18 protein-coding genes are annotated in these 24036 nt (G+C 69.6%); 13 read left to right on the top strand and 5 right to left on the bottom strand.

Features of this window, described 5'->3' with window-relative positions; all coding sequences use genetic code 11:
* Nucleotides 1–51: 51 nt before the first annotated feature.
* The 6 genes from E4V01_RS05755 (at nucleotide 52) to E4V01_RS05730 (ending at nucleotide 6030) form a co-directional block, all read left to right on the top strand.
* Entirely contained in the window at nucleotides 52–1500 is a 1449-nt protein-coding gene (locus tag E4V01_RS05755; protein WP_135297689.1) for a homospermidine synthase, read from the top strand.
* A gap of 138 nt (nucleotides 1501–1638) precedes the next feature.
* Entirely contained in the window at nucleotides 1639–2091 is a 453-nt protein-coding gene (locus E4V01_RS05750; protein ID WP_245517434.1) for a Uma2 family endonuclease, read from the top strand.
* 71 nt (nucleotides 2092–2162) lie between these two features.
* Nucleotides 2163–2729: a Uma2 family endonuclease gene (locus E4V01_RS05745; RefSeq protein ID WP_135297687.1), complete on the top strand. Its 567-nt coding sequence runs from the start codon at nucleotides 2163–2165 to the stop codon at nucleotides 2727–2729.
* Between the two features lie 25 nt (nucleotides 2730–2754).
* A complete protein-coding gene (locus tag E4V01_RS05740; RefSeq protein WP_003604234.1) occupies nucleotides 2755–3096 on the top strand; it encodes a hypothetical protein in 342 nt (113 codons plus the stop codon).
* Nucleotides 3097–3101: 5 nt separating this feature from the next.
* Complete coding sequence (locus E4V01_RS05735) at nucleotides 3102–3953, top strand: DUF1206 domain-containing protein (protein ID WP_060769613.1); 852 nt, start codon at nucleotides 3102–3104, stop codon at nucleotides 3951–3953.
* 103 nt (nucleotides 3954–4056) lie between these two features.
* Nucleotides 4057–6030 carry a nucleoside-diphosphate sugar epimerase/dehydratase gene (locus E4V01_RS05730; RefSeq protein ID WP_135297686.1) on the top strand — a complete coding sequence of 658 codons (1974 nt, stop codon included), beginning with the start codon at nucleotides 4057–4059 and terminating at the stop codon, nucleotides 6028–6030.
* Between the two features lie 41 nt (nucleotides 6031–6071).
* Here E4V01_RS05730 and E4V01_RS05725 read toward each other — a convergent pair whose 3' ends face one another.
* Together E4V01_RS05725 and E4V01_RS05720 are read right to left on the bottom strand one after the other, a co-directional pair.
* Nucleotides 6072–6995, bottom strand: coding sequence for an NAD-dependent epimerase/dehydratase family protein (locus E4V01_RS05725; RefSeq protein ID WP_135297685.1), 924 nt, complete (start codon nucleotides 6993–6995; stop codon nucleotides 6072–6074).
* Between the two features lie 11 nt (nucleotides 6996–7006).
* A complete protein-coding gene (locus E4V01_RS05720; RefSeq protein ID WP_135297684.1) occupies nucleotides 7007–8065 on the bottom strand; it encodes a glycosyl transferase in 1059 nt (352 codons plus the stop codon).
* Nucleotides 8066–8362: 297 nt separating this feature from the next.
* Here E4V01_RS05720 and E4V01_RS05715 point away from each other — a divergent pair, with 297 nt between their 5' ends.
* The 3 genes from E4V01_RS05715 (at nucleotide 8363) to E4V01_RS05705 (ending at nucleotide 12875) form a co-directional block, all read left to right on the top strand.
* Nucleotides 8363–11293, top strand: coding sequence for an EAL domain-containing protein (locus E4V01_RS05715; RefSeq protein ID WP_060769609.1), 2931 nt, complete (start codon nucleotides 8363–8365; stop codon nucleotides 11291–11293).
* A gap of 120 nt (nucleotides 11294–11413) precedes the next feature.
* Complete coding sequence (locus tag E4V01_RS05710) at nucleotides 11414–11890, top strand: hypothetical protein (protein WP_135297683.1); 477 nt, start codon at nucleotides 11414–11416, stop codon at nucleotides 11888–11890.
* A 43-nt stretch (nucleotides 11891–11933) separates the two neighbouring features.
* On the top strand, nucleotides 11934–12875 hold the full coding sequence (locus E4V01_RS05705) for a hypothetical protein (RefSeq protein ID WP_060769607.1): 942 nt from the start codon (nucleotides 11934–11936) through the stop codon (nucleotides 12873–12875).
* Between the two features lie 19 nt (nucleotides 12876–12894).
* On the opposite strand, the gene E4V01_RS05700 is transcribed toward E4V01_RS05705, so the two are convergent.
* Together E4V01_RS05700 and E4V01_RS05695 are read right to left on the bottom strand one after the other, a co-directional pair.
* Complete coding sequence (locus E4V01_RS05700; RefSeq protein WP_245517432.1) at nucleotides 12895–13242, bottom strand: DUF1648 domain-containing protein; 348 nt, start codon at nucleotides 13240–13242, stop codon at nucleotides 12895–12897.
* A gap of 242 nt (nucleotides 13243–13484) precedes the next feature.
* The gene (locus E4V01_RS05695; RefSeq protein WP_135297682.1) at nucleotides 13485–16010 is read right to left on the bottom strand and encodes a glycogen/starch/alpha-glucan phosphorylase; all 2526 of its coding nucleotides are present in this window, start codon (nucleotides 16008–16010) and stop codon (nucleotides 13485–13487) included.
* A 338-nt stretch (nucleotides 16011–16348) separates the two neighbouring features.
* On the opposite strand from E4V01_RS05695, the gene E4V01_RS05690 reads away from it, so the two are divergent.
* The 4 genes from E4V01_RS05690 to E4V01_RS05675 all read left to right on the top strand — a co-directional run bounded on the left by E4V01_RS05690 (nucleotide 16349) and on the right by E4V01_RS05675 (nucleotide 21814).
* Nucleotides 16349–17974, top strand: coding sequence for an alpha-amylase family glycosyl hydrolase (locus E4V01_RS05690; protein WP_135297681.1), 1626 nt, complete (start codon nucleotides 16349–16351; stop codon nucleotides 17972–17974).
* 259 nt (nucleotides 17975–18233) lie between these two features.
* Nucleotides 18234–19766, top strand: coding sequence for a glycogen synthase GlgA (gene glgA, locus E4V01_RS05685; RefSeq protein WP_135297680.1), 1533 nt, complete (start codon nucleotides 18234–18236; stop codon nucleotides 19764–19766).
* A 316-nt stretch (nucleotides 19767–20082) separates the two neighbouring features.
* Nucleotides 20083–20862, top strand: a complete 780-nt coding sequence (locus E4V01_RS05680; RefSeq protein ID WP_135297679.1) for a Crp/Fnr family transcriptional regulator — start codon at nucleotides 20083–20085, stop codon at nucleotides 20860–20862.
* A gap of 115 nt (nucleotides 20863–20977) precedes the next feature.
* Entirely contained in the window at nucleotides 20978–21814 is an 837-nt protein-coding gene (locus E4V01_RS05675; protein WP_135297678.1) for an aldo/keto reductase, read from the top strand.
* A 44-nt stretch (nucleotides 21815–21858) separates the two neighbouring features.
* Here E4V01_RS05675 and E4V01_RS05670 read toward each other — a convergent pair whose 3' ends face one another.
* Nucleotides 21859–24000, bottom strand: coding sequence for a sensor histidine kinase (locus E4V01_RS05670; RefSeq protein ID WP_135297763.1), 2142 nt, complete (start codon nucleotides 23998–24000; stop codon nucleotides 21859–21861).
* Nucleotides 24001–24036 lie beyond the last annotated feature (36 nt).

Here is a 24036-nt window from a genome sequence, read left to right as displayed (position 1 = left end):
ATCAATCACGCCGCTCTCAAGCAACGAGCAGCCCGACAGGAGTGTCCGCGCATGTCCGATGGCCCGACGAAGGATTGGCCCGTCCACGGTCGCATCACCGGCCCGGTCGTGATGATCGGCTTCGGCTCGATCGGCCGGGGCACCCTGCCCCTCATCGAGCGCCATTTCGAGTACGACAAGAGCCGCTTCACGGTCATCGATCCCGTCGACACCCATAAGGATCTGGCCGAGAAGCACGGCCTGCGCTTCGAGAAGGTCGCGCTGACCAAGGAGAACTACCGCGACGTCCTCACGCCCCTCCTCACCGAGGGCGGCGGCCAGGGCTTCTGCGTGAACCTCTCGGTCGACACCTCCTCGCGCGACATCCTCGAACTCTGCCGCGAACTCGGTGCGCTCTACATCGACACGGTCGCCGAGCCCTGGACCGGCTTCTACTTCGACAAGGACCTGAGCCAGGCCGACCGCACCAATTACGCGCTGCGCGAGAACATCCTCGCCGCCCGCCGCGCCGCCCCCGGCGGCACGACCGCCGTGTCGTGCTGCGGTGCAAACCCCGGCATGGTCTCGTGGTTCGTCAAGCAGGCGCTGCTCAACATCGCCAAGGACACCGGCTCCTCGACCCCTGAGCCGAAGACCCGCGAGGCATGGGCCGCGCTCATGCGCGAACTCGGCGTCAAGGGCATCCACATCGCCGAGCGCGACACCCAGCGCGCCAAGACCCCGAAGCCCCAGGGCGTGTTCGTCAACACTTGGTCGGTCGAGGGCTTCGTCTCCGAGGGCAACCAGCCGGCCGAACTCGGCTGGGGCACGCACGAGACTTGGAAGCCCGCCAATGCCGAGGAGCAGACCAAGGGCTCGCGCTGCGCAATCTTCCTGCTCCAGCCCGGCGCCGACACCCGCGTGCGCTCCTGGACCCCGACCGCGCAGGCGCAGTTCGGCTTCCTCGTGACCCACAACGAGGCGATCTCGATTTCGGACTACTACACGGTGCGTGAGAACGGCGAGGCGGTCTATCGCCCGACCTGCCACTACGCCTACCACCCGGCCAACGACGCCGTGCTCTCGCTGCACGAGATGTGGGGCAATGCCGGCAAGGTGCAGGAGCACCAGCACATCCTCGACGAGAACGAGATCGTCGACGGCATCGACGAGCTCGGCGTGCTGCTCTACGGCCACGAGAAGAACGCCTACTGGTACGGCTCGCAGCTCTCGATCGAGGAGACGCGGCGGATCGCCCCCTACCAGAACGCGACCGGCCTTCAGGTGACGAGCGCCGTGCTCGCCGGCATGGTCTGGGCGCTGGAGAACCCGGAGGCCGGGATCGTCGAGGCCGACGAGATCGACTTCCGCCGCTGCCTGGACGTGCAGACGCCGTATCTCGGCCCGGTCGTGGGTGTGTACACCGACTGGACCCCGCTCACCGACCGTCCGGGCCTGTTCCCGGAGGACATCGACCCGAGCGATCCCTGGCAGTTCCGCAACGTGCTCGTGCACGGCTGAGGGTTCTTCGAACGAAAGCTTTGAGGGGCTGCCCTGTCCGGGGCGGCCCCTTCTTCGTTAAGCTGTCGCGACCGCACGAGAGACGCATATGGCCGGCCCGGCACGCACGGACACCCGCATGCGGGCCGCGGAATAGCGGTGCTGCAGGGGCCGCAGCCCGGTCGGCATCAGCGCATCGTCACGAACATCGCGAAGCGTCTCGACGACCTCGCCGAAGGCCGGGGCTGCGGCGCCTATCCGGGCCTTGCGATCCTGAGCGAGGCTATGGACGACGACGCGCCGATTCCCGACGTCGTGGTGCCATGCGGCGAGCCGCTGGAAGGCGGCTACACCGGCGCTCCCCTGCTCGTCGTGGAAGTCCTCTCTCCCTCGACCCTCGTGCCGGACCGTGGCCGCAAGACCGAGTTCGACCAGGCTGTTCCCTCGGTCGCCGTCCTCCTGCTCGTGCATCAGGACGCGGCGCGTGTGGAGGTCTGGCGCCGGAGGCCGGATTGGACGGTTCAGTTCGGCGGGCCCGGCGCGGTCATCGACCTGCCCGAACTCGGCGGCGCACTGTCCGTGGCGGAGGTCTATGCGCGCCTTACCGTCTGACCCCGCGCCGCACGCCGCTTGCTTGGCTCCGGGGCGGTGCTAGCATCGCCTTCGCTTTCGGAGGTCTCTCGATGGTGCTCGCCCTTCGGCGCGACCCCGGCATGCGGGTCGCGGAGTATCAAGCTTGGGTCGACGACCTTCCGGACGAGGAGCGCTGGGAGCGGATCGACGGCGAGCCGGTGTTGATGGCACCGCAGAGCGAGCGGCATCAGCAGATTGTACTGAACCTGGCGCGGCGACTCTCCGACATGACCCGCGACCGCGGTTGCCGCGCGATTCCCGGCATTGCTGTGCTGAGCGACAGCATGGACACCTTCGCACCGATCCCCGACGTGGGGGTGCGCTGCGGACCACCACTGAGGGGCGCCTACGCCCGCGACCCCGTCCTTGTCGCGGAGGTGCTCGCGCCCTCGACCATGAGCCGGGATCGCGGCCGCAAGACCGACTTTCGCCGCAGCATCGCCTCGCTCAAACTGTTCCTGATCGCCTATCAGGACGAGCCGCGCGTCGAGGTGTGGCGCCGCGAGCCCGAGGACGGCTGGGCGTTCGAGGCCCACGGCCTCGGCGACGCGATCGATCTGCCCGAACTCGGCGGCCACTTGGCCGTTGCCGAGATCTATGACGACATCGCCTTCTAGACGACGAACCCGCGCGGGACCGGCCTTGCCCCATTTCGAAGACTTCTACGCCAACAAGCTGCGCGGCTCACTCGGGGTCACCGATGCGGAATCGGTGCTCGATCTGCGCGGGGCTAACCGCCCGACCGCGGAGGCCTCGCTGACCGACATGCTGGAACGCAGCCGCTTCGCCAAGGGCAAGACCGTGGCGATCCGCCTCGATCCACCGCCAGAGGGGGGAGGCGAGACACTGTTCCAGCCGATCGGGCGCCAACTCCTCGATGCCAAGCGGCGCGGCTGGATCGAGCGGCTCCAGACTCTGCCCGCGGGCGACGGGCTCGGTTTCTACGTGGCGCTGGCCGGCAAGCCGGATCGCGAGCGCGACTGAAACCGATGGCTTGGAGCCGGAACGACAACGCGCTGGAGCATCTCGCCCGCTTCGGCTACGGGGCCCGCGGCTTCGTCTATTGCGTCGTGGGCGCGCTCGCCGTGCTCGCCGCCCTCGGGCAAGGCGGATCGGCCGGCGACAGCAAAAGCGCGATCCGGGCCGTGCTCGGTGGCCCGTTCGGCGCCGTCATCGTCGGGCTGATCGCGCTGGGGCTGGCGGGCTTCGCGCTGTGGCGCCTCTTCGAGGGCGCGACCGACGCGGACCGGCGCGGGCACTCGCCAAAGGCATTGGCCGTGCGCGGCGCCCACCTGATCAGCGCCGTGATCTATGCCGGCCTCAGCCTCACCGCGGCCCGCCTCGCCTTCGGCATCGGCCGCGCCTCGGCCGGCGGCGACGGGGTGCGGGACTGGACCAAGTGGCTGCTCGACCAGCCCCTCGGCCCGTGGCTCGTCGGGATCGTCGGGCTCGGCATCGTCGCCGCCGGGATCGGCTACGCCGCCAAGGCCTGGAAGGGCAACGTCACCGAACGGCTCTCCCTGCCCGCCGGCTCCGAGGCCTGGATCGACCGGCTCGGCCGGTTCGGCTACGCGGCGCGGGGGCTCGTCTTCCTGATGATCGGCGGTTTCGTCCTCACCGCCGCCTGGACGCAGGCCTCCTCCGACGCCACGGGCCTCTCGGGCGCCTTCTCGGCGCTGAGGGCGCAGCCCTACGGCTGGGTGCTGCTCGCCATCGTCGCCGCGGGCCACTTCGCCTTCGGTGCCTTCGGCCTGATCCAAGCCCGCTATCGCCATATCGACGCCCCGGATCTCGACGAGGGGAATGGGGTGCTCGCCAAGGCGGTTCGCGCCGCGCGTTGACATTCCCCCCTGTCGGCGCCGATACCGCGCTCCGCCTGGAGCATCGGCCTCGTGCCGAAAACCGGTCTCCATCGTTCGGGCCGATGCTCTGACACGAAGCACCATGCAGAAGCGCACCCTCAAGACGGCGGTGATGGTCGTCCACGATCTCGCCGCGACCGCGGCGGCCGTGGTGCTGACCTTCGTCTTCCGCTTTCAGGACGGGGCCCTGGCCGAGCGCCTGCACGCGCTGCCGCTGCTGCTGCCGCCGTTCCTGGCCTATGCCGGACTGATCTACGCGTGGTTCCGGCTCTACCGCACCAAGTGGCGCTTCGCCTCGCTGCCCGACCTCGCCGGCATCGTGCGCGCGGCGAGCGTCACCGCGCTGACGCTGCTCGTGCTCGACTACGTTCTGGTCTCATCGAATCTCTACGGGTTCTACTTCTTCGGCAAGGTTGCCATCGTCCTCTACTGGGTGCTGCAGATCTTCCTGCTCGGCGGGCCGCGGCTGGCCTTCCGCTACCTGAAATACGCCCGCTCCCGGCAGAGCCAGGCCCGCGCCGCCACCACGCCGACGCTGCTGCTCGGCCGTGGCGCCGATATCGAGATCGTGCTGCGGGCGATCGAATCCGGCTCGGTCAAGCGGCTCTCCCCCAAGGGCATCCTCTCGCCGCGGCCGGACGAGGCGGGCCAGATGATGCGCGGCGTACCCGTGCTCGGCGGGTTTCGCGACCTCGAACAGGTGGTCGCGGATCTGGCCAACCGCGGCCTGCCGGTGCGCCGGCTCGTGGCGACGCCGAGTGCGCTGGCGCCGGAATCCGAGCCTGACGATCTCATCGCCCGTGCCCGCCGTCTCGGCCTGCCGCTCGCCCGCGTCACTAGCCTCGGCGAGGGGATGCGCGACGCCGAACTCGCGCCGCTGGAAATCGAAGACCTACTCCTGCGCCCCACCGTCGCCATCGACCGGCCGCGGCTCGAGCGTTTCCTCACCGGTGCCCGCGTCGTCATCACCGGCGGCGGCGGCTCGATCGGCGCGGAGATCTGCGCCCGGGCGGTCGCCTTCGGCGCCTCGGCGCTGCTCGTCATCGAGAACTCGGAGCCGGCGCTGCACGCGGTGCTCAACGGCCCCGCCCTGCTCCACGCCGAGGCCACGGTCGAGGGTGCGCTCGCCGACATTCGCGACCGCGAGCGGCTGCACGCCATCATCCGCGATTTCCGGCCGACCTACGTCTTCCACGCCGCCGCTCTGAAGCAGGTGCCCTATCTCGAGCGCGACTGGGCCGAGGGCATCAAAACCAACGTGTTCGGTTCGATCAACGTCGCCGAGGCGACGGTGGCCGCGGGCGCCCGCGCCCTGGTGATGATCTCCACCGACAAGGCGATCGAACCGGTCTCGCAGCTCGGCGTCACCAAGCGCTTCGCCGAGATGGTGGCCCAGTCCCTCGACGCGGAACGCAGCGGCGCGGAGGCGACCCGGCTCATCGCCGTACGCTTCGGCAACGTGCTGGGCTCGGCCGGCTCCGTGGTGCCGGTGTTCAAGGCACAGATCGCCCGCGGCGGCCCGGTTACGGTCACGCATGCCGAGATGGTGCGCTACTTCATGACCGTGCGCGAGGCCTCCGACCTCGTGCTCACCGCCGCCTCCCACGCCGACGCGGAAGGGCGCGGCGACACCGGCGACCAGCGGGCGGCGGTCTATGTGCTCAAGATGGGCCAGCCGGTGCGCATCCGGGATCTCGCCGAGCGGATGATCCGGCTCGCGGGCTTCGAGCCCGGCGAGGACATCGAGATCCAAGTGACCGGCGCACGGCCGGGCGAGCGTCTCAACGAGATCCTGTTCGCGAAGGAGGAGCCGCGCGTCACGCTCGCCGGCATCGAGGGCGTGATGGCGGCCAAGCCCGTCTTCGCCGACCGCGCCGTGCTGGACGGTTGGATTTTTCGCCTGCACGAGGCCGTGGCCGCCGGGGACCGGGCGGCGGCGGAGGCTGTGTTCGAAGAAGCGATCCCGGATTTCCGCAATCGGGCCGCGGCCGTTCCGACGACGAAGCTGAAAGGCATCGTTCCGCCGGCCGAAGCCGCGGAAGCGGCGACCGCCTGATAACCGAACCCTCGGATCGAAGCGGAGCCGACGGAAGAACCTCAGCCTCCTCCCCGCGCCAGCGCCGCGAGCCCGTCCCGCGAGGCCTGCGCCGGCCGCCAGCCCAGGGCTTCCAGCCCCTCGGCGCGGGCGACGAGCGAACCGGACAGCCGGTCGAAGGCGGCCTCGCGGCCCGTGGCGCGGCAGGCCAGGCCGATCAGCGGTACCGGGCAGGGCAGCAGGCCGGGCCCGCGGCCGAGGCCGGCGCGGAGCGCGGCGAGCATCTCGGGCAGCGTCAGCGGGTCGGGATCGGCCACCACCAGCGGACGCCGCAGGGGGCCGGGCGCCTCAAGCGCCGTCGCCACCGCGCCCGCGAGGCTTTCGACCGAGACCAGCGAGCGGCGCCCGGTCAGGCTCCCGAGCGGCAGCGGATAGGGCGTGCGGGCGAGCTTGAGCAAAGCCGCCATGTTGCCCTTCACGCCGGCGCCGTAGACGAGTACCGGGCGCAGGGCGACCCAATCGAGCCCGGTCTCGGCCAGGGCCTGTTCGGCGGCGAGCTTGGAGCGGCCGTAAGGATCGGTCGGCACGGGCGCGTCCGCCTCGGAGAGGGGCGCCGGGGCGCTCGAACCGGCCTGCGCCCGGATCGAGGAGAGGAACACGAAGCGGCCCACCCGCGCCCGCTGCGCGGCGTCAGCGAGCTTGCGCGTCGCCTCGGTGTTCGAATTGCGAAAGTCGTCCTCGGGGGCGCCGGACATGGCGTGGGCGAGGCCGGCGGAATGTACCACCGCATCGACCCCGGTGAGCGCAGCGGCCATGTTCATCGGCCGGGCCAGATCGCCCACCACCGCGCCGCTGGCGCCCTCCGGCACTTCGACCGGCCGGCGCAGCAGCACGCGGACCCGGTAGCCCCGCTCCGAGAGGGCCCGCAGCAGGTGGCGTCCGATGAAGCCGGTGGCTCCCGTCAGCGCGATCAGCTTTCCGCTCACCCGTCATCCCCTCACGCGCTGGCGGCCCGCGGCGTCGCGAACCGGCGCAGCAGCCATCCGACCAGCCCCGCCGCGAGGACGAGGCAGGCGAGCGTGACGACCCGAGACGGCCAAAGCAAGGTCACACCCGCCAGCGCGGCCAGCGCGACCTGCAGGGCAAAGACCGAGCCGACGGTCTCCGGCACGGAGAACCCGTTGACGGTGGCGACCTGGTAATAGTGGCTGCGGTGGGCCTGCCACACCGGCTCGCCGCGCCGCAGGCGCCACAGCAGGGTGAGCGTCGCGTCGGCGATGGGATAGAGCGGCAGGATCAGCGCAGCGGCCAAGCCGCCTTCCAAGCTCCCTTGCAAGCCCCCTCCTTCCAAGCCCTCTTCCAAGCCCCCCTGCCCCGCGAGGCGAAACAGCAGCCACGCCACGATCAGCCCGATCGGCAGCGAGCCGACATCGCCCATGAACAGCCGTGCCACCGGCCGATTGAACGGCGCGAAGCCGAGAAGCCCGCCGAGCAGGGCGCCGGCGACCAGCGTCGGCTCGGGCGCGTAGCGGCCCGCGAGGCCGAGGGCGAACAGGAAGGCGGTGGGCGGCACGAACTCGGCCAGCGTCATCCAGTCGAGCCCGTCCATGAAGTTGACGAGGTTCACGAACCAGAGCCCGGCGAGGATCGCGAAGCCCCGCTCCAGCCAGAGCGGCATATCCGGCAGCAGACGGCCCTCGGCGGTGAGCACGACGGCGGCGACCGCGCCGGCCTGGATCACGAGCCGGAGCGAGGCCGGCAAGGGCCGGATGTCGTCGACGGCGCCGACCACGGCGAGGGTGATCACCGAGAGCGCCAGCGCCGACAGCTCGACGCGCCCGAGCGCGATCCCGGCCGGCATGGCCAGGACGGCCGCCGTGATCAGCGCGGCGGCGATGATCGCGATGCCGCCGCCCTGGGGCGTCGGCACCCGGTGGCTGGAGCGGGCATTGGGCCGTGCGAGGGCGTAGCGCTGCAGCAGCGGCTTCAGCAGCACGATGAGCCCGGCGGAAAGGAGCGCCGCCAGCGGTACGACGAGGAGCGGGGCGAGGATCATCGTGCTGCCGGAAGCCGCGGAAATCCCCTCTCCCGTAGAGGGGGGACGGATTCCGGGCGTGTTCTGACCGTTCGCATATCGCCCGCTCTACCCGCCTGCACCCGTCCAAGCGAGACCACGGCAACCGATCCCAACTTGTTTTGGCCGCAAAGCCACGCGATCCGCTCGGCACGGTCCGCCGAAAGAGCGGTGGGCGGGCCGCGCGTCCCGGCCGGCTTGCCTTGCGGGGGCGGGGAGCCGCCGATACGACTTGGCCGCTCGCCCCCATCGCTCAAGTCGGTTGTCAAGAATCGCCCGTTGCGCACGCTTTCACTGGCCCTTGCCCTGGCCCTCGCGATCCTGACGGCCGTGGCGGGCTCCCTCGCCGGCCTCATCGGGACCGCCGCCCCCGCCCACGCGGTCGAGGCCGTGCGCGTCACCCTCGACGCGCCCGCCATCGACCTGACGCCGACGATCGAGCGCTACCGCTCGGACGGCGACCTGATCCAGATCTCCACCGCCCCGGGCAAGGACGGCATCGTGCGGCGCATCGCGGTGAAGGCGCGCGAGGCGGGCGCGCGGCCGGACTGGATGGTGTTCGCGCTCACCAACGACACCGACGAGCAGATCGACCGCCTGCTGGTCGCCCCGCATTTCCGCCTCGTCGGCTCCGGCGTGATCTGGCCTGATCTCGGCGGCTCGCGCATCGCCGCGATCACCGCGAGCGAGGGCATCCGGCCCGAGCGCGACGAGAGCCTCGACGCCGACCAGTTCCTGATCACCATCGATCCCGGCACCACGGTGACCTATGTCGCCGAGCTGAAGGGCCCGAACATCCCGCAGGTCTACCTCTGGGATCAGGACGCCTACCGCAAGAAGACCTCGGGGCTGACGCTCTACAAGGGCATCATCATCGGCATTGCCGGGCTGCTCGCACTGTTCCTCACCATCATCTTCGTGGTGAAGGGCGCGATCATCTTCCCCGCCGCCGCCGCGCTCTCCTGGGCGGTGCTGGCCTATGCCTGTATCGATTTCGGCTTCCTGCAGCGGGTGTTTCCCGTCACCGAACTCGCCGAGCGGATCTACCGGGCCTCCGCCGAGGCCGTGCTCGGGGCGACGCTGCTCGTCTTCCTGTTCGCCTACCTGAACCTTTCGCGCTGGCACGTGCGCTACAGCCACGTCGCCTTCTTCTGGCTCACCTTCCTCGCCGGCCTCGTGGCGCTCGCGGTGTTCGACCCGCCCGTGGCGGCGGGCGTGGCGCGCATCTCGATCGCCGCGGTGGCCGGCGTCGGGCTCCTGCTGATCCTCTATCTCGCCGTCCATAACGGCTACGACCGGGCCATCCTGCTGGTGCCGACCTGGCTGCTGCTGCTGGTCTGGGTGGTGGCGGCGGGCTTTGCCATCACCGGGCAGATCGGCTCCGACCTCGTGCAGCCGGCGCTCATCGGCGGCCTCGTGCTCATCGTCATGCTGATCGGCTTCACCGTGATGCAGCACGCCTTCGCCGGCGGCGGCCTGAGCCACAGCCTCGTCTCGGACACCGAGCGCCGGGCGCTGGCGCTGACGGGCGCGGGCGACATCGTGTTCGATTGGGACGTGCCGGGCGACCGCGTCTTCGCCGGCCCCGAGATCGAGGCCCAGCTCGGGCTCAAGCGCGGCACCCTCGAAGGTCCGGCGGCGAACTGGCTCGGCCTGCTCCATCCCTTCGACGTGGAGCGCTACTCGGCGGCCCTCGACACCGTGATCGAGGAGCGGCGCGGGCGCATCACCCACGATTTCCGCCTGCGCTCGGCCGACGGCCCCTACGCGTGGTACCGGCTGAAGGCGCGGCCCGTGATCGGCACCGATGGCGAGGTGATCCGCATCGTCGGCACCATCAGCGACGTGACCGAGGCCAAGACCGCCGAGGAGCGGCTTCTGCACGACGCCGTGCACGACAGTCTCACCGGCCTGCCGAACCGCGAGCTGTTCCACGACCGGCTGGAGGCCGCGCTGGCGATGGCGAGCCAGGACCCGCGCCTCAAGCCCGCAGTGATCGCCCTCGACATCGACCGGTTCAAGGCGATCAACGACGCCATCGGCCTCTCGGCGGGCGACTCGATCCTGCTGACGCTCTCGCGCCGGCTCGGGCGGTTGCTGCGGCCGCAGGACACGCTGGCGCGGGTCGCGGGCGACGAATTCGCGGTGATCCTGCTCTCCGAGCGCGAGCCCGACCGCATCCTCTCGTTCGCCGAGATGATCCGGCGCGCCATCGCCACCCCGGTCACCTATGCCGACCGCGAGGTGTTCCTCACCGTCTCCATCGGCATCGCGTTGCACGAGGCGACGCAGGGCGCGAGCAACCAGGGCAGCGGGCAGACGCGGCGCGAGGAGGTGTTCAAGAACGCCGAGATGGCGATGATCCAGGCCAAGCGCGGCGGCGGCGACCGGATCGAGGTGTTCCGCGCCAACATGCGCCTCGAGCGCTCCGACCGGCTGATGCTGGAGGCGGACCTGCGCAAGGCGCTGGAGCGCAACGAGATCAAGGTGCTGTTCCAGCCGATCGTCCGGCTCGAGGACCGCACGGTCGCCGGCTTCGAGACGCTGCTGCGCTGGGACCATCCGAAGCTCGGGCGCATCCCGCCCTCGACCTTCCTGCCGGTGGCGGAAGAGACCGGCGTCATCGTCCCGCTCGGCAATTTCGCCATCGAGCGCACGGCACTCGAACTCGCCGCCTGGCAGCGCTCGCTCGACGTCGAACCGCCGATCTTCGCCTCGGTCAACGTCTCCTCGCGCCAGCTCCTGCGCCACGACCTCCTGCACGACGTGAAGACGGTGATCGCCCGCACCGGCGTGCTGCCCGGCTCGCTCAAGCTGGAGATGGCCGAGGGGTTGGTGATGGAGAACCCGGAATACGCCGCCCAGATGCTGACCCGCATCCACGATCTCGGCGCCGGGCTCGTCCTCGACGATTTCGGCACCGGCTACTCGGCGATCTCCTACCTCCAGCGCTTCCCCTTCGACACGATCAAGATCGACCAGAGCTTCGTGCGCCAGATGGGCCAGGGCCGCACCGCCATGCTGCGCTCGGTCCTGCGGATGGGGCAGGAACTCGGTCTGGCGACCATCGCCGAGGGCGCCGAATCGGAGGAGGATGCGCAGGTGTTGCAGGAATTCGGCTGCGATTACGCGCAAGGGGCGGCCTTCGGCGAGCCGATGACCGTGCTCCAGGCCCGCCAGCTCGTCGGCGCAGCGCCCGAAGCGGCCTGATCCCGCAATGACGCGCAGGTCTCGCGCTTCTGTTTAAACCTCCCTTAACCATGTTGCGGGAAGGTCCATCCGAATATCCGGGACGCCTCTTCGGCGGGCCCGCCGGGCTGAGGATGGACGATGATCGAGGCGACGAGACGCAGGAGCCCGGCCCCCTCTGGCAGCGCGATGCGGCGCCTGATGACGCGGCCCATCCACGCGCATCTCGCCGCCGCGGTGCAGCCGCGGGCGGTCGTTGCCGAGGTTGCGGCGGAAGCCATGACGCAGGCTCCGGCGGAAGCCATGGCGCAGGCTCCGGCGGAAGCCGTGACGCAGGCTCCGGCGGAAGCCATGGCGCAGATCGTGGTGGACGCTCCGGCGGACGTCCCCACCCCCCTGTCCTTCGAGCCCGAAGCGGATGCGGCTGAGGCGGATCTCGCGCGCCTGCGCCTCGAAGTGGCGGTGATGAAGGCCGCACTCGCCGCCGAGCGCCGGGAGAGCGAGGCCCTTCGGACCAGCCTCGGCCTCGCGGACGCGGAAACGCTGAGCGAAGAGGCGCGGGCCGTCCGCGCGCGCTGGGCCGCGCTGGTCGAGCGCCTGATCCACAATCCGCTCTGATCCTTTCAAAACACCTCTCATCCGATCGGAGCGGGTTGCCGCCATGCGTGCTCCCACGAGCGCCCGTTGTTCGCTTGTCGTCAACGGCCAGCCCCTGCGGGTCTCCCCCGGCGACACCTCCCTGGAGACCGCGCTGGCGGACGGCATGATCGGCCCGATGACCGGGCTGCTCGGCCAGGGCCCCGGGCCGGCCTCACGGCGGCTCCCCGTTCGGGCGCGACGGGCGGAGGCGGTGACGCTGTCCGCTCCCGATCCGGATGCGACGATCCGGCCGGTCAAGACGCCGGCCCGGACGGCCGTGCGCCGCACCGGCAGCATCGACTCCATCACGGCGCTGGCGCCGCGGGTCCTTCAGGTCGTCGCGACCCTGGAGCACCGGCTTCCATTCGAGCCCGGCGACCAAGTCGTCGTCACGCTCGAAGGCGGGCGCCCTGTCACGCTCACGCCGACGCTCGGCGTCGAGGGCGGGGCGGAGTTGAACGAACTCGTCTTCCACCTGCGCGGCGAGTGCGCGGAGGATCTCGCCGCCCTGTTCGGCTGCCCGGTCGAGCCCGGCCGTGCGGTGAAGGTGAAGGGGCCCGTCGGCAACGGTACCTATCGACCCGGCGGCGGTCGCCTCGTGCTGGTGGCGGCGGAGACGGGGTTCGCCGGCATCTGGGCCATCGCCCGCGCTGCACGCTACATCGAGCCGGCCCGCGAGATCTGCCTCGTGGTCGGCGCGCGCGATCCCCTCGACCTCTACATGCGCCCGTCGCTCGAATGGCTGCGCGCCACCGGCGTTACCCGCATCACGCTGGCCGCCGACCGCCACCGCCAGCGGGGGCCCGACGTGCGCCCCGGCCCGCTCACCGCCCATATCCCGAGCCTGCGGACCACCGACGTGGTGCACGCCTCCGGCTGTTCCTCGACCCTCGGCGCGGTGGAGGTCCTGGCCGCGGCGGCGGGGGCGCGGTACTATCCGATCCCTCTCGAACCGGGGGCTTAGACCGCCTCCCGCATCGGGTTCAGGGCTGCGCTTCCGCCCAGGTTATGACCACCGAGATATGCCACGCATACACGGCGGCGAAGAAGCAGAACGTTGCGATCATCCCGATCCAGTACCAAGCCCCGGCTTGGGCTTCGACCTGCTTGATCTTCAGATAAATCTGGGGAGCAAGGACGACGATGATCGCGACCGGCATCCAGAGGCCGATCGTCTTATCAGCATACCATGTCGGCCGTCCGCTGATGCCCCATTGCATGGGAACTCGATCGGTTTCGATGCTCGCCGCACAATACAAATTCAGCAGCGACATCGCGGCGATCGTCGCCAGGCACGAGAACCAAGCGAGCCTCGGCAGGTTCAACACCACGACGTCGAGCCCCGGGCACCCTTGAACGGCCCTCACGCTCGGGTCGACCGCGCGTCGTTTCAACCAGAGTTTGCATTTTGGGGCGGGCCTGCGCAGGGTGAACCCGCTGCGATGCCGGTCCTCACTGATATCGATGTGTGAGTCGGACTCCCTGCGTGACAACCGACGGCACACCCGAAACGACGAAGGGCGAGAGGCGTATTCGCGCCTCTCGCCCTGCTGTCTTCATCAGAGTCGGACGTTCAGGCGACCTTCACCCGCCAGATCTCCTCGGCGTATTCCCGCATCGAGCGGTCGGAGGAGAACCACGCCATGCGGGCGGTGTTGAGGATCGCCGCCCGCCACCACTGGGCGGGGCGCTTCCAGGCCGCGTCGATCTCGCGCTGAACGCGCCAGTAATCCTCGAAATCGACCGTCGTCAGGTAGCGGTCGCCGTGGCGCAGCTCGTCCACGAGCGGCGCGAAGCGGGCCGGATCGTCCGGCGAGAACGTGCCGTCCGCGATGGCGTCGAGCGCCGCGGCCAGCCGCGGCGAGGCCGCGATCGCCTTGGTGGCGTAGTCCGGCTCCTTCACGCGGGCGAGCACCCCTTCGGCATCGAGGCCGAAGATGAAGATGTTTTCCGCGCCGACATGGTCCTTGATCTCGATGTTGGCGCCGTCGAGCGTGCCGACGGTGAGCGCACCGTTGAGCGCGAGCTTCATGTTGCCCGTGCCCGAGGCTTCCATGCCGGCGGTCGAGATCTGCTCGGAGAGGTCGGCGGCCGGAATGATCACCTCGGCCAGACTCACCGAGTAGTTCGGGAGGAACACCACCTTCAGCCGGTCGCCGATCTCGGGATCGGCGTTGACGACCTTGGCGATGTCACCGGCCAGCTTGATGATGAGCTTGGCCTGCACGTAGCTCGGCGCCGCCTTGCCGGCGAAGATCTTGACGCGCGGCGTCCAGTCCTTGTGGGGGGCCTTCTTGATCGCTTGGTAGAGTGCCACCGTCTCGATCAGGTTGAGGAGCTGGCGCTTGTACTCATGGATGCGCTTGATCTGCACGTCGAACAGCGCCGACGGATCGACGGCAATGCCGGTGCGCTCGGCGATGACATGCGCGAGGCGCTGCTTGCGGATCGTCCGCATCGCCGCATAGCGCCTGCGGAACTCCGGATCGTCGGCGAACGGCACCAGCCTCTCGAGCTGGGTCGGATCATCGAGCACCTCCTCGCCCGCCGCCTCGACGGCCAGCGCCGTCAGTTCGGGGTTGGCGTTGTGCAGCCAGCGGCGGAAGGTGATGCCGTTGGTCTTGTTGAGGATCTTCTCCGGCTCGATCGCGTGGAGATCCTTGAACACGGTCGATTTCAAGAGCTCGCTGTGGAGCGCCGAGACGCCGTTGACCCGCCGCGAGCCGTGGAAGGCCAGCGGTCCCATGCGCACGCGCCGGCCGTGCGACTCGTCGATCAGCGAGACGGTGGACACGTCAAAGGCGCTGCCCTTGGCGTTCTTGCTCTGCTCCTCAAGATGCAGCCAGTTGATGAGGTAGATGATCTGCATGTGGCGCGGCAGCAGCCGCTCCATCAGCTCCACCGGCCAGGTCTCCAGCGCCTCGGGCAGCAGGGTGTGGTTGGTGTAGTGCAGCGTGTTGGAGGTGATCTGCCACGCATCCTCCCAGGGGAAGTCGTGATCCTCCATCAGGATCCGCATCAGCTCCGGCACGGCGATGGCCGGGTGGGTGTCGTTGAGCTGGATCGCGGCGTGGTCGGGCAGGGAGCGCAAGGAGCCGCGCTCCGCCACGTGCCGGCGCACGAGATCCTGGAGCGAGGCGGAGGTGAAGAAGAACTCCTGGCGCAGGCGCAGTTCCTGGCCCTCGGCGGAGGAATCGCTCGGGTAGAGCACCCGCGAGATCGCCTCGGCCCGGGCCCGGCCGGCCACGGCCCCGACATGGTCGCCGGCATTGAAGCGCGCGAGTTCGACCGGCGCGTCGGCCTCCGCCTTCCACAGGCGCAGGACGTTGACGTGTTTGCCCCGCCAGCCGACGATCGGCACGTCGTGGGCCACGGCGTTCACGGTCTCGGCCGGGTGCCAGTGGCGGCGGATGTAGTGGTCGCCCTGGCTCGTCATGGTGACGTGGCCGCCGAAGCCGATCTTGTAGGTCGTCTCCGGTCGCGGGAACTCCCACGGATTGCCCTCCGCGAGCCAGGTCTCCGGCGCCTCACGCTGCCATCCGTCCTCCAGCGACTGGCGGAAGAGGCCGTGGTCGTAGCGGATGCCGTAGCCGGTCGCGGGGATCGACAGGCTCGCCATGCTCTCCATGAAGCAGGCGGCGAGCCGACCGAGGCCGCCATTGCCGAGCGCCGCGTCGGGCTCGGCCCCCTCGACGCCGGCGAGATCGACGCCGAGGTCGCGCAAAGCGGCCTGGGTGGTCTCGACGAGACCGAGATTGTTCATCGCGTCCGACAGAAGACGGCCGATCAGGAATTCGAGCGAGAGATAATAGACCCGCTTCTCCGGCACGTCGGCGGCTTGCGCACCGTGGCAGGCGTCGACGATCCGGTCGCGCAGCGCCAGCGCCGTGGCGGCGAACCAGTCGCGCTCGCGGGCGACCTCGGGCGTCTTGCCGAGCACGTAGAGGAGCTTGGCGCGGATGGCCTCGCGCAACTCGACCACCGCGTCGCCTCCGGCAACCGAGCGGGGCTTAACAGAGGTGGCGGCGGCCTTCGCCGATGAAGCGGAAGTGTCCGCTTCGCCGTTCCTGACGAGAACGGACAGAGCTTCGTTCAGCACCTGGGTATCCCCCTTCGTTACAGCCGAGGATGTCGGTCGGACGCGGAGTCTGGCCGCTTCTTGCGGCGGCACGATGATCCGCGACGTGGTCTGTCGCCCTGCGCCACCATGGTGTTGCCGGCCGGCGGACTTGTCGAGACACATGCGTGCAAACACATCATTCGCAAGTCGTGTGCCCGACCCTCTGTGTCACTGTAGACACAGAGCCGGTGCATCGGCGCCGCCTCGCATGAGAGATGACGCCGGCCGCTTGAAGGCTTGCTGAACGGCCCTAACCGACCCTTGAATGATGCGCACGGCGTCGATGGCAGCATCGCGGCAACATCGCGGGAGGTTCGATGGGCGGTCCAGTATCTGGGACGAACGGCTCCGAAGCGGCTTGGTGGCAGAGCGGGACAGTCTATCAGGTCTATCCCCGCTCGTTCCAGGACACGGACGGCGATGGCGTCGGCGACCTTCGGGGGATCGCGGCACGGCTGGATTACCTCGCATGGCTCGGCGTCGATGCGGTGTGGATCTCGCCGTTCTACCGCTCGCCGATGGCCGATTTCGGCTACGACGTGGCCGATTACTGCGCGGTCGATCCGCTGTTCGGCACGCTGGAGGATTTCGACGCGCTGATTGCCGAGGCGCATCGGCGCAAGCTCCGGGTGATTCTCGACTTCGTGCCCAACCACAGCTCGATCGAGCATCCGTGGTTCACCGAGAGCCGGGCGAGCCGCCAGGCACGCAAGCGCGACTGGTACATCTGGCGCGATCCCGCTCCCGACGGCGGACCGCCCAACAACTGGCTCTCGAATTTCGGCGGCCCGGCCTGGACCCGCGATCCGGCCACCGGCCAGTACTACTACCACGCCTTCCTGCCCGAGCAGCCGGACCTGAACTGGCGCAACCCCGACGTGCGGGCGGCGATGCACGACGCCCTCCGCTTCTGGCTGGCGCGCGGCGTGGACGGCTTCCGCGTCGATGTGATCTGGCACCTGATCAAGGACGAGGGATTTCGCGACAACCCGCACAACCCCGATTTCCAGCCGCATCAGGCCGGGATCAACCGCTTCCAGCAGGTTTTCTCCTGCGACCGGCCGGAGGTGCTCGACGTCATCGCCGGAATGCGCGCGGTCCTGCGCGAATACGGCGAGCGGGTGCTGATCGGCGAGATCTATCTGCCGATCGAGCGGCTGGTGGCCTATTACGGGCCCGGCCTGACCGGGGCCGACCTGCCGTTCAACTTCCAGCTCATCCAGACGCCGTGGCGCGCCGAGGCGGTGGCCGCCCTGGTGACGGAATACGAAGCCGCCCTACCCGAGGGCGGCTGGCCGAACTGGGTGCTCGGCAACCACGATCAGCCTCGCATCGCCGCCCGCGTCGGCGAGGCGCAGGCGCGGATCGCGGCGATGCTTCTGCTGACGCTGCGCGGCACGCCGACGCTCTATTACGGCGATGAGATCGGCCTCGCTCACGTTCCGGTGCCGCCCGAGCGGGCACAGGACCCGTGGGGGCGCAACGAGCCCGGCCACGGGCGGGACCCCGAACGCACGCCGATGCAGTGGGAGGACGCCCCGAATGCGGGCTTCACCACCGGTACGCCGTGGCTGCCGCTCAGCGCGGATGCGGAGCGGCGCAACGTCGATAAGATGCGCGACGATGCCCGCTCGATCCTGACCCTCTACCGCCGGCTCCTGTCCCTGCGCCGCGATCATCCGGCCCTGTCGGTCGGGGATTGGCGCAGCCTGACCCTCTCACCGGATCTCGCCGCCGAGGTCTTTGCCTTCGAGCGCGTCTCGGGTGGCGCCGTCTTACGCATCCTGCTCAACTTCGGCAGCGTGGAACGGACGATCCCCTTGGAGGATGGGGGCTGGACGATCCTGCTCTCGACCCTTCCGGGACGGGTGGGCGACAGGGCCGACGGCGAGGCCCGGCTCGCACCGGACGAGGGCGTCATCCTCAAGCCAGCAAGCCGATAGGACGGAGTGTTGCCGCGCTGCACCCTGCGCATTCGACCCAGCCAATACCGGGAGGGATACGCAGCACGCTTTCGCTATTCTCCCAGCGCAGACAACCCATGATGGAAGCGCAGGCGTCCGCTCAAAAATATTGGTCCGAACGTGGCCTGAATTGTGCGATGCAACGGAACGGATTGCCTTCCGGAGCATTTCAATGCCGAGCGTAGCAGCGGCGGTTCCCGCCCTTCAAGGGCCGCGCGGGTGGCGTAGGGGCGAGTCGATGGCGTACGTGGATCTCGGTGGGCTCCAGGTCGCCGATCCGCCGCCACCGACCTCCGCCTTCGATCCCGAGCCGAGATTCGGCAACGCCCTCCTCCCCCGCATTCTCTACGCCACCCCTGAGATGGCGGATTTCGTGAAGACCGGCGGCCTCGGCGAGGTCGCGGGCGCCCTGCCCCGCTCCCTGCGCCGCCACTATGACGTCCGCGTCCTCATCCCCGGCTACGCCCAAGTGCTCGCCGGGCTCGACAACCTGACCATGATCGCCCGGCTCGGCAGCTTCGCCAGCGTTCCGGGTTGCGAACTCGGCTTCGGCACCACGCCGGACGGCCTCGGCCTCTACGTGCTGGTCGCCCCCGATCTGTACGAGCGCGACGGCACGCCCTACGGCGACGAGCGAGGCGATTTCGGCGACAACGACCTGCGGTTTGCCCGCCTCAGCCGGGCGGCGGCGGAACTGGCCGGCGGCATCGACCCGTTCTGGTCGGCCGACCTGCTGCATCTCAACGATTGGCAGACCGCGCTGGCGCCGGCCTACCTGTCCTGGCTCGGCATCCGCCGCCCGAGCGTGCTGACGATCCACAATCTCGCCTACCAGGGGCTTTTCCACCGCGACAATCTCGGCCGGGTCGGCGTACCGGACCACGCCTTCCAGATGGATGGCGTCGAGTTCTACGGGCAGCTCTCCTTCCTCAAGGCCGGCATCTATCACGCCTCGCACGTCACCACGGTGAGCGAGACCTATGCCCGCGAGATCACCACGTCCGAGGGCGGCTGTGGTCTCGACGGCTTGCTCCGCACCCGCGCCGCGCAGGGCCGCCTGACCGGCATTCTCAACGGCATCGACGAGAGCTGGGATCCGCGCACGGACCCGCACCTCGCCACCCGCTTCGAGCCCGACGACTGGAAGGGCAAGCGGGCCAATGCCGACGAGGTGCGCAAGGCGTTCGGCATGGCGGTCTCCCGCGGGCCGCTCTTCGCCATCGTCTCGCGCCTCGTGCACCAGAAGGGGATCGACCTCAGCATCGGCGCCGCCGAATCGATCGTTGCCGAGGGCGGCCAGCTCGTGGTGATCGGCCAGGGCGAGGGCCGGTTCGAGGAGGCCCTGCGCGATCTGGCCGGGCGCCATCCCGAGAATGTCGGCGTCCATGTCGGCTTCCGCGAAACCGAGGCGCGCCGCATCTTCGCCGGCAGCGATTTCCTTCTGATGCCCTCGCGCTTCGAACCCTGCGGGCTGGCCCAGATGTACGCGCAGCGCTTCGGCTCCCTGCCGATCGTGCGCCGCACCGGTGGCCTCAACGATACGGTGGAGGACGGCGTCACCGGCTTCACCTTCGGTGAGGCCTCGCCGATGGGGCTGACCTCGGCGATCCGCCGCGCCTTCGAGACCTTCGGCCAGAAGAAGCGCCTCAACACCATGCGGCGCAGCGCCATGTCCCGCTCCTTCGGCTGGGATGGGGCGGCGCTGAACTACTGCAACCTCTACGCCCGCGCCTTCGGCAACCACACCGCCCGCCGCTGGAAGGCGGCCTGAGACGCGGCGGACACGGTTTCCGCCCGGACCAAGAGTGCCTCACACCACGCCCGATCTCTGACCGTTCTCCCTCTGGCGATGACGGCCCAGCGGGAGTTTCGTGAGCGGCACGAGGCGGGCAACCGTGTCGGCCAGCCCACGCGGCGATCGAGCGAAGCCCATATCCGCCCTCCCGAGGGAACCGATCGGATTTGGCATAACGCGCGACACCCTTGGCCCGACACTCTTGCGGGAACATCGCATCCTCAGGGGTGGTTTCTCGCGACCCTCCGTTCGCTTTCATGGCACGGAACGGCGCGATCCGCGTTGAGCGTCCATGGACGCGACTGTGACGCTCACGCGCACGAACCCTCTGATCCTTCGGCTTCGCTACGGCGCCGATCTCGATGCCGGGGATCGAGCCATTTTGGCCGACCTGTCCCGATCCCGCCGCAGCCTGGAGTCACAGCAGGATATCGTGCGGGCCGGCGATCGGGCGGCGGGTGTCCACCTCGTCCTCGAAGGCTACGCCTTCCGCTACAAGCTCATCGATGACGGACAGCGCCAGATCCTCGGCCTGCTCCTGCCGGGTGATTTCTGCGACCTGCAATCGATCGTGCTCGGCCCGTCCGACCACTACATCGCCGCACTGACCGCCTGCACCGTCGCCGACATCCCGCAGGACCGGGTCGACGCTCTGGTCTTCCGCGATTCGCGTCTCGCCCGGGCGCTGTGGTGGGCGACGCTAGTCGATGAGAGCATCCTGCGGGAATGGCTCGCCAGCATGGGCCAGCGCTCCGCCGACAAGCGCATCGCCCACCTGTTCTGCGAATTGCTGCTGCGGCAGCAGCTCGTCGGCACGGCCGGGGAGCGCGACTGCCCGTTGCCTCTGACCCAGCCGATGCTCGCCGACATCCTCGGCATCACGACGATCCATGTCAGCCGCATCCTGCGCGACCTGCGCCTCGCCGGGCTGATCCAATTGAAGGAGCGCCGGCTGCACGTTCCGGACGTCAAGCGCCTGCAGGCGTTCTGCGACTTCGATCCGACCTATCTGCACCTCGTCAGGATGCCCGATCACGAAGCCGCTGGGGACATGACGCGCGCCGGGCTCTGACGCGCGCGCAGGCCTGCCCCCCGGAAGGATGCCTGTACGACAGGCAGGATCGTGCCGATTCTCTGTGCCCTGCCTTCGGCCTGTCGCTCGGGCAGCGCATGAGAATAAAGACGCCATGACAGCCCCCGATCCCGTGCCGCAGATCGCTCTCAACGACGGGCGCTCCATCCCCCAGCTCGGCTTCGGCGTCTGGCGTCTGCAAGAGGCGGAGACGCCCGCCCTCGTCGGAACGGCGCTCGGCAGCGGTTATCGCTCGATCGATACCGCCGCAGCCTACGGCAACGAGGGCGGCGTCGGGCGGGGCCTGCGGGAGACGATCGTGTCTCGGGCCGAGGTGTTCGTGACGACGAAACTCTGGAACGACGCTCAGGGCTACGATGCGACGCGGCACGCCTTCGACGACAGCCTCGCCCGGCTGGGGCTGGACCATGTCGATCTCTACCTGATCCACTGGCCCTGCCCCGACCGGGGGCTCTATCTCGACAGCTGGCGCGCGCTGATCCGCTTGCGGGAGGAGGGTCGTGCCGCCTCGATCGGCGTCTCGAACTTCACCGAGGATCAGCTCGAACGGCTCGTGAATGAGACCGGCGTCACCCCTGCCCTCAACCAGATCGAGCTGCATCCGCGGTTCCAGCAACGCACCTTGCGCGCGGCCCATGCCCGGCTCGGCATCGTCACGGAAGCCTGGAGCCCCTTAGGTCAGGCGCAGGTGCTGGATGAACCCGCCATCACCCGGATCGCCGATCGGCTCGGGCGCAGCCCGGCCCAGGTGGTGCTGCGCTGGCATATCGAGAACGGCTTCGTCGCGATCCCGAAATCCGCCACGCCCGCCCGGATGCACGAGAATATCGACGTGTTCGGCTTCTCGCTCACGCAAGAGGACCACGCGGCCATCGCCGGTCTCGACCGGGCCGACGGACGAATCGGGCCGGACCCGATGACGTTCCAGTAATCCAGCCAGTAGGGGCCCGGCACGGGCCGTTCCGAGAGCGCCCCTCACCCCGCCAGCGGCAGCGGCTTTGTCGCGGCGAGTTGCGTGCCGCCCTTGCGCTCCAGCAAGCCCGGCGGCGGCACCGGCGCATCGATGGTGCAGACGACGCCGTCCGGCTCGTAGAGCAGCTCGACCCGCCCCGCGAGTTCACGGGCAAGGCTGCGCTCGATCAGGCGCGAGCCGAAGCCGCGGCGGGTCGGCGGTGAGACCGGCGGGCCGCCGCTCTCGGTCCAGCGCAGGGACAGCGAGAGTTCGGGCCGGCGCTGCACGGTCCAGGTGATCGTCACCCGCCCGCCCTCCTTGGACAAAGCCCCGTACTTGACGGCGTTGGTGCCGAGTTCGTGCAGGGCCATGGCGATGGACAGAGCCAGCCGCGGCGCGAGCCGCAGGCGCGGGCCCGATACGACGAAGCGCGATTCCTGCCCCTCTCCCGCCTCCAGCGGGCGGATCGCGTCGCCCACCACGGTCTTCAGCTCGGCGCCCTCCCAGCTCTCGCGGGTCAGCACGTCGTGGGCGCGGGCGAGCGCCAGCAGCCGCGCCTCGAAGGCGGCGCGGGCCGCGAGCGCCTCCTCGCCGTCGAGCCCGCGCAGGGACTGCATGGCGATCGATTGGACGGTGGCCAGGGTGTTCTTCACCCGGTGGTTCAGTTCGTTGATGAGCAGGCGCAGATGCTCCTCGGCCCGCTTGGCGTCGGTGACATCGACGCTGCATCCGGTGAAGCCGAGGAAGGTGCCGTGGTCGTCGAGGCGCGGCACGCCCTCGCAGCGCAGCCAGCGGATCTCCCCGTTGCGATCGATGACCCGCATCTCGGCCCGGAACGGATGCCGGTGCTCGAACGCCTCCTGGAACGTCTCCTGGAAAGCCGGCAGGTCCGGCGGATGCACGATCGACGCCCAGCCGCCGCCGGCCATCTCCGCCGCCGGGCGGCCGAACAGGTGGTCGAAATGCATGTTGGCGAAGACCACCTCCGCGGTCTCGTCGGTCATCCAGATCAGCGCCGGGGCCGAGTCGGCCATGTGGCGGAAGCGCGCCTCGCTCTCGCGCAAAGCCGCGAGGCCGCGCTGGGTCTCGGCGAGTGCCCGGTCGCGCTCCTCGCTGCGGGTCCGCAGCCGCAGCGAGGCTTCCGAGAGCACGTCGGCGAGGCGGCGGATCTCGTGGATCGGCGAGGCGATCCGCGGGATCGCCTGCCCCCGCGCAAGAGCCGGCCCCGTCGCCGCGAGTTGGCGCAGGGGCTTCGAGACCCGCGACCACAGATGGACGGCGAGCACCGAGGAGGTGGCGAGCACGAGAAGGCCGAAGCCGCCGAAGGCCCAGATCCAGCGCCGCAGCCGCGCTTCGACCAGTTCGCGCGGGATGCTCGCCCCCACGGTCCAGCCGTTGAGCCGCGAGCGCGCCTCGACCACGGTGACGGGCTTGAAATTGCGGTCGCGCCCCTCCCAGACACCCGGCGTGCCCGTCATCGTCTGGCGCAGGGTCGCGAGCCGAGGATACCCGATCACGCCCGGCATCTCGGGCAGGCGCGCGAGCACGACGCCGTCGCGATCCGACACCCCCGTGACCCAACCCCGGACCTGTTCGCGGGCGAGGATGCCGGCGATGCGGCTCAGGGGCACCGAGAAGCTGAGAATGAAGGCGGGCGTCTCCTCGATCCGCACCGGCACTGCGACGGCGTAATGCGCCTGATCCGGCATGGCCCCGGCGAGATAGCCGGTGACCATGGAGCGCTGCCCGCTCTCGATGAGTTCGCGGTCGGTGGGCAGCGTGCTCACCGGTAGCGGTGCGCCCGGCTTGAGGGCGGTGTTGACGAGCTGCTGTCCGTCCGGCCGCCGCAGCACGAGATCGAGGCCGACGGCCTCGCGCACGAGTCGGGCCTGATTTTCGAAATTGGCGAACTCGCCGTCCCTGAGCCGCGGCGAGGTGGCCAGCGTCTGCAGCACCGAGACCAGCCCGGCGGTGTCGCGGTCGATCGACAGGGCGATCCCGCGGACGTTCTCCCGGGCATCCTGCTCGAAGCGGGCGCGCTCGGTGGCGGCGTAGCGGGTCAGCAGGATCGCGGTGAAGATCAAGCCGGGGCCGATCAGCGCGATGACGAGCATGATGAGGTAGAACTGCGTGGAGAAGCCACGCTGGCCGAGCCGGGAGAGTATGCGTCGGATCAAGGCGTCCCGCGGCGTTGCGCTGAA

Origin of the sequence: Methylorubrum sp. Q1 (genome assembly GCF_004683995.1) — a bacterium.
In the GTDB taxonomy this organism is placed as follows: domain Bacteria; phylum Pseudomonadota; class Alphaproteobacteria; order Rhizobiales; family Beijerinckiaceae; genus Methylobacterium.
This window is presented reverse-complemented; position numbering and strand designations above follow the sequence as displayed.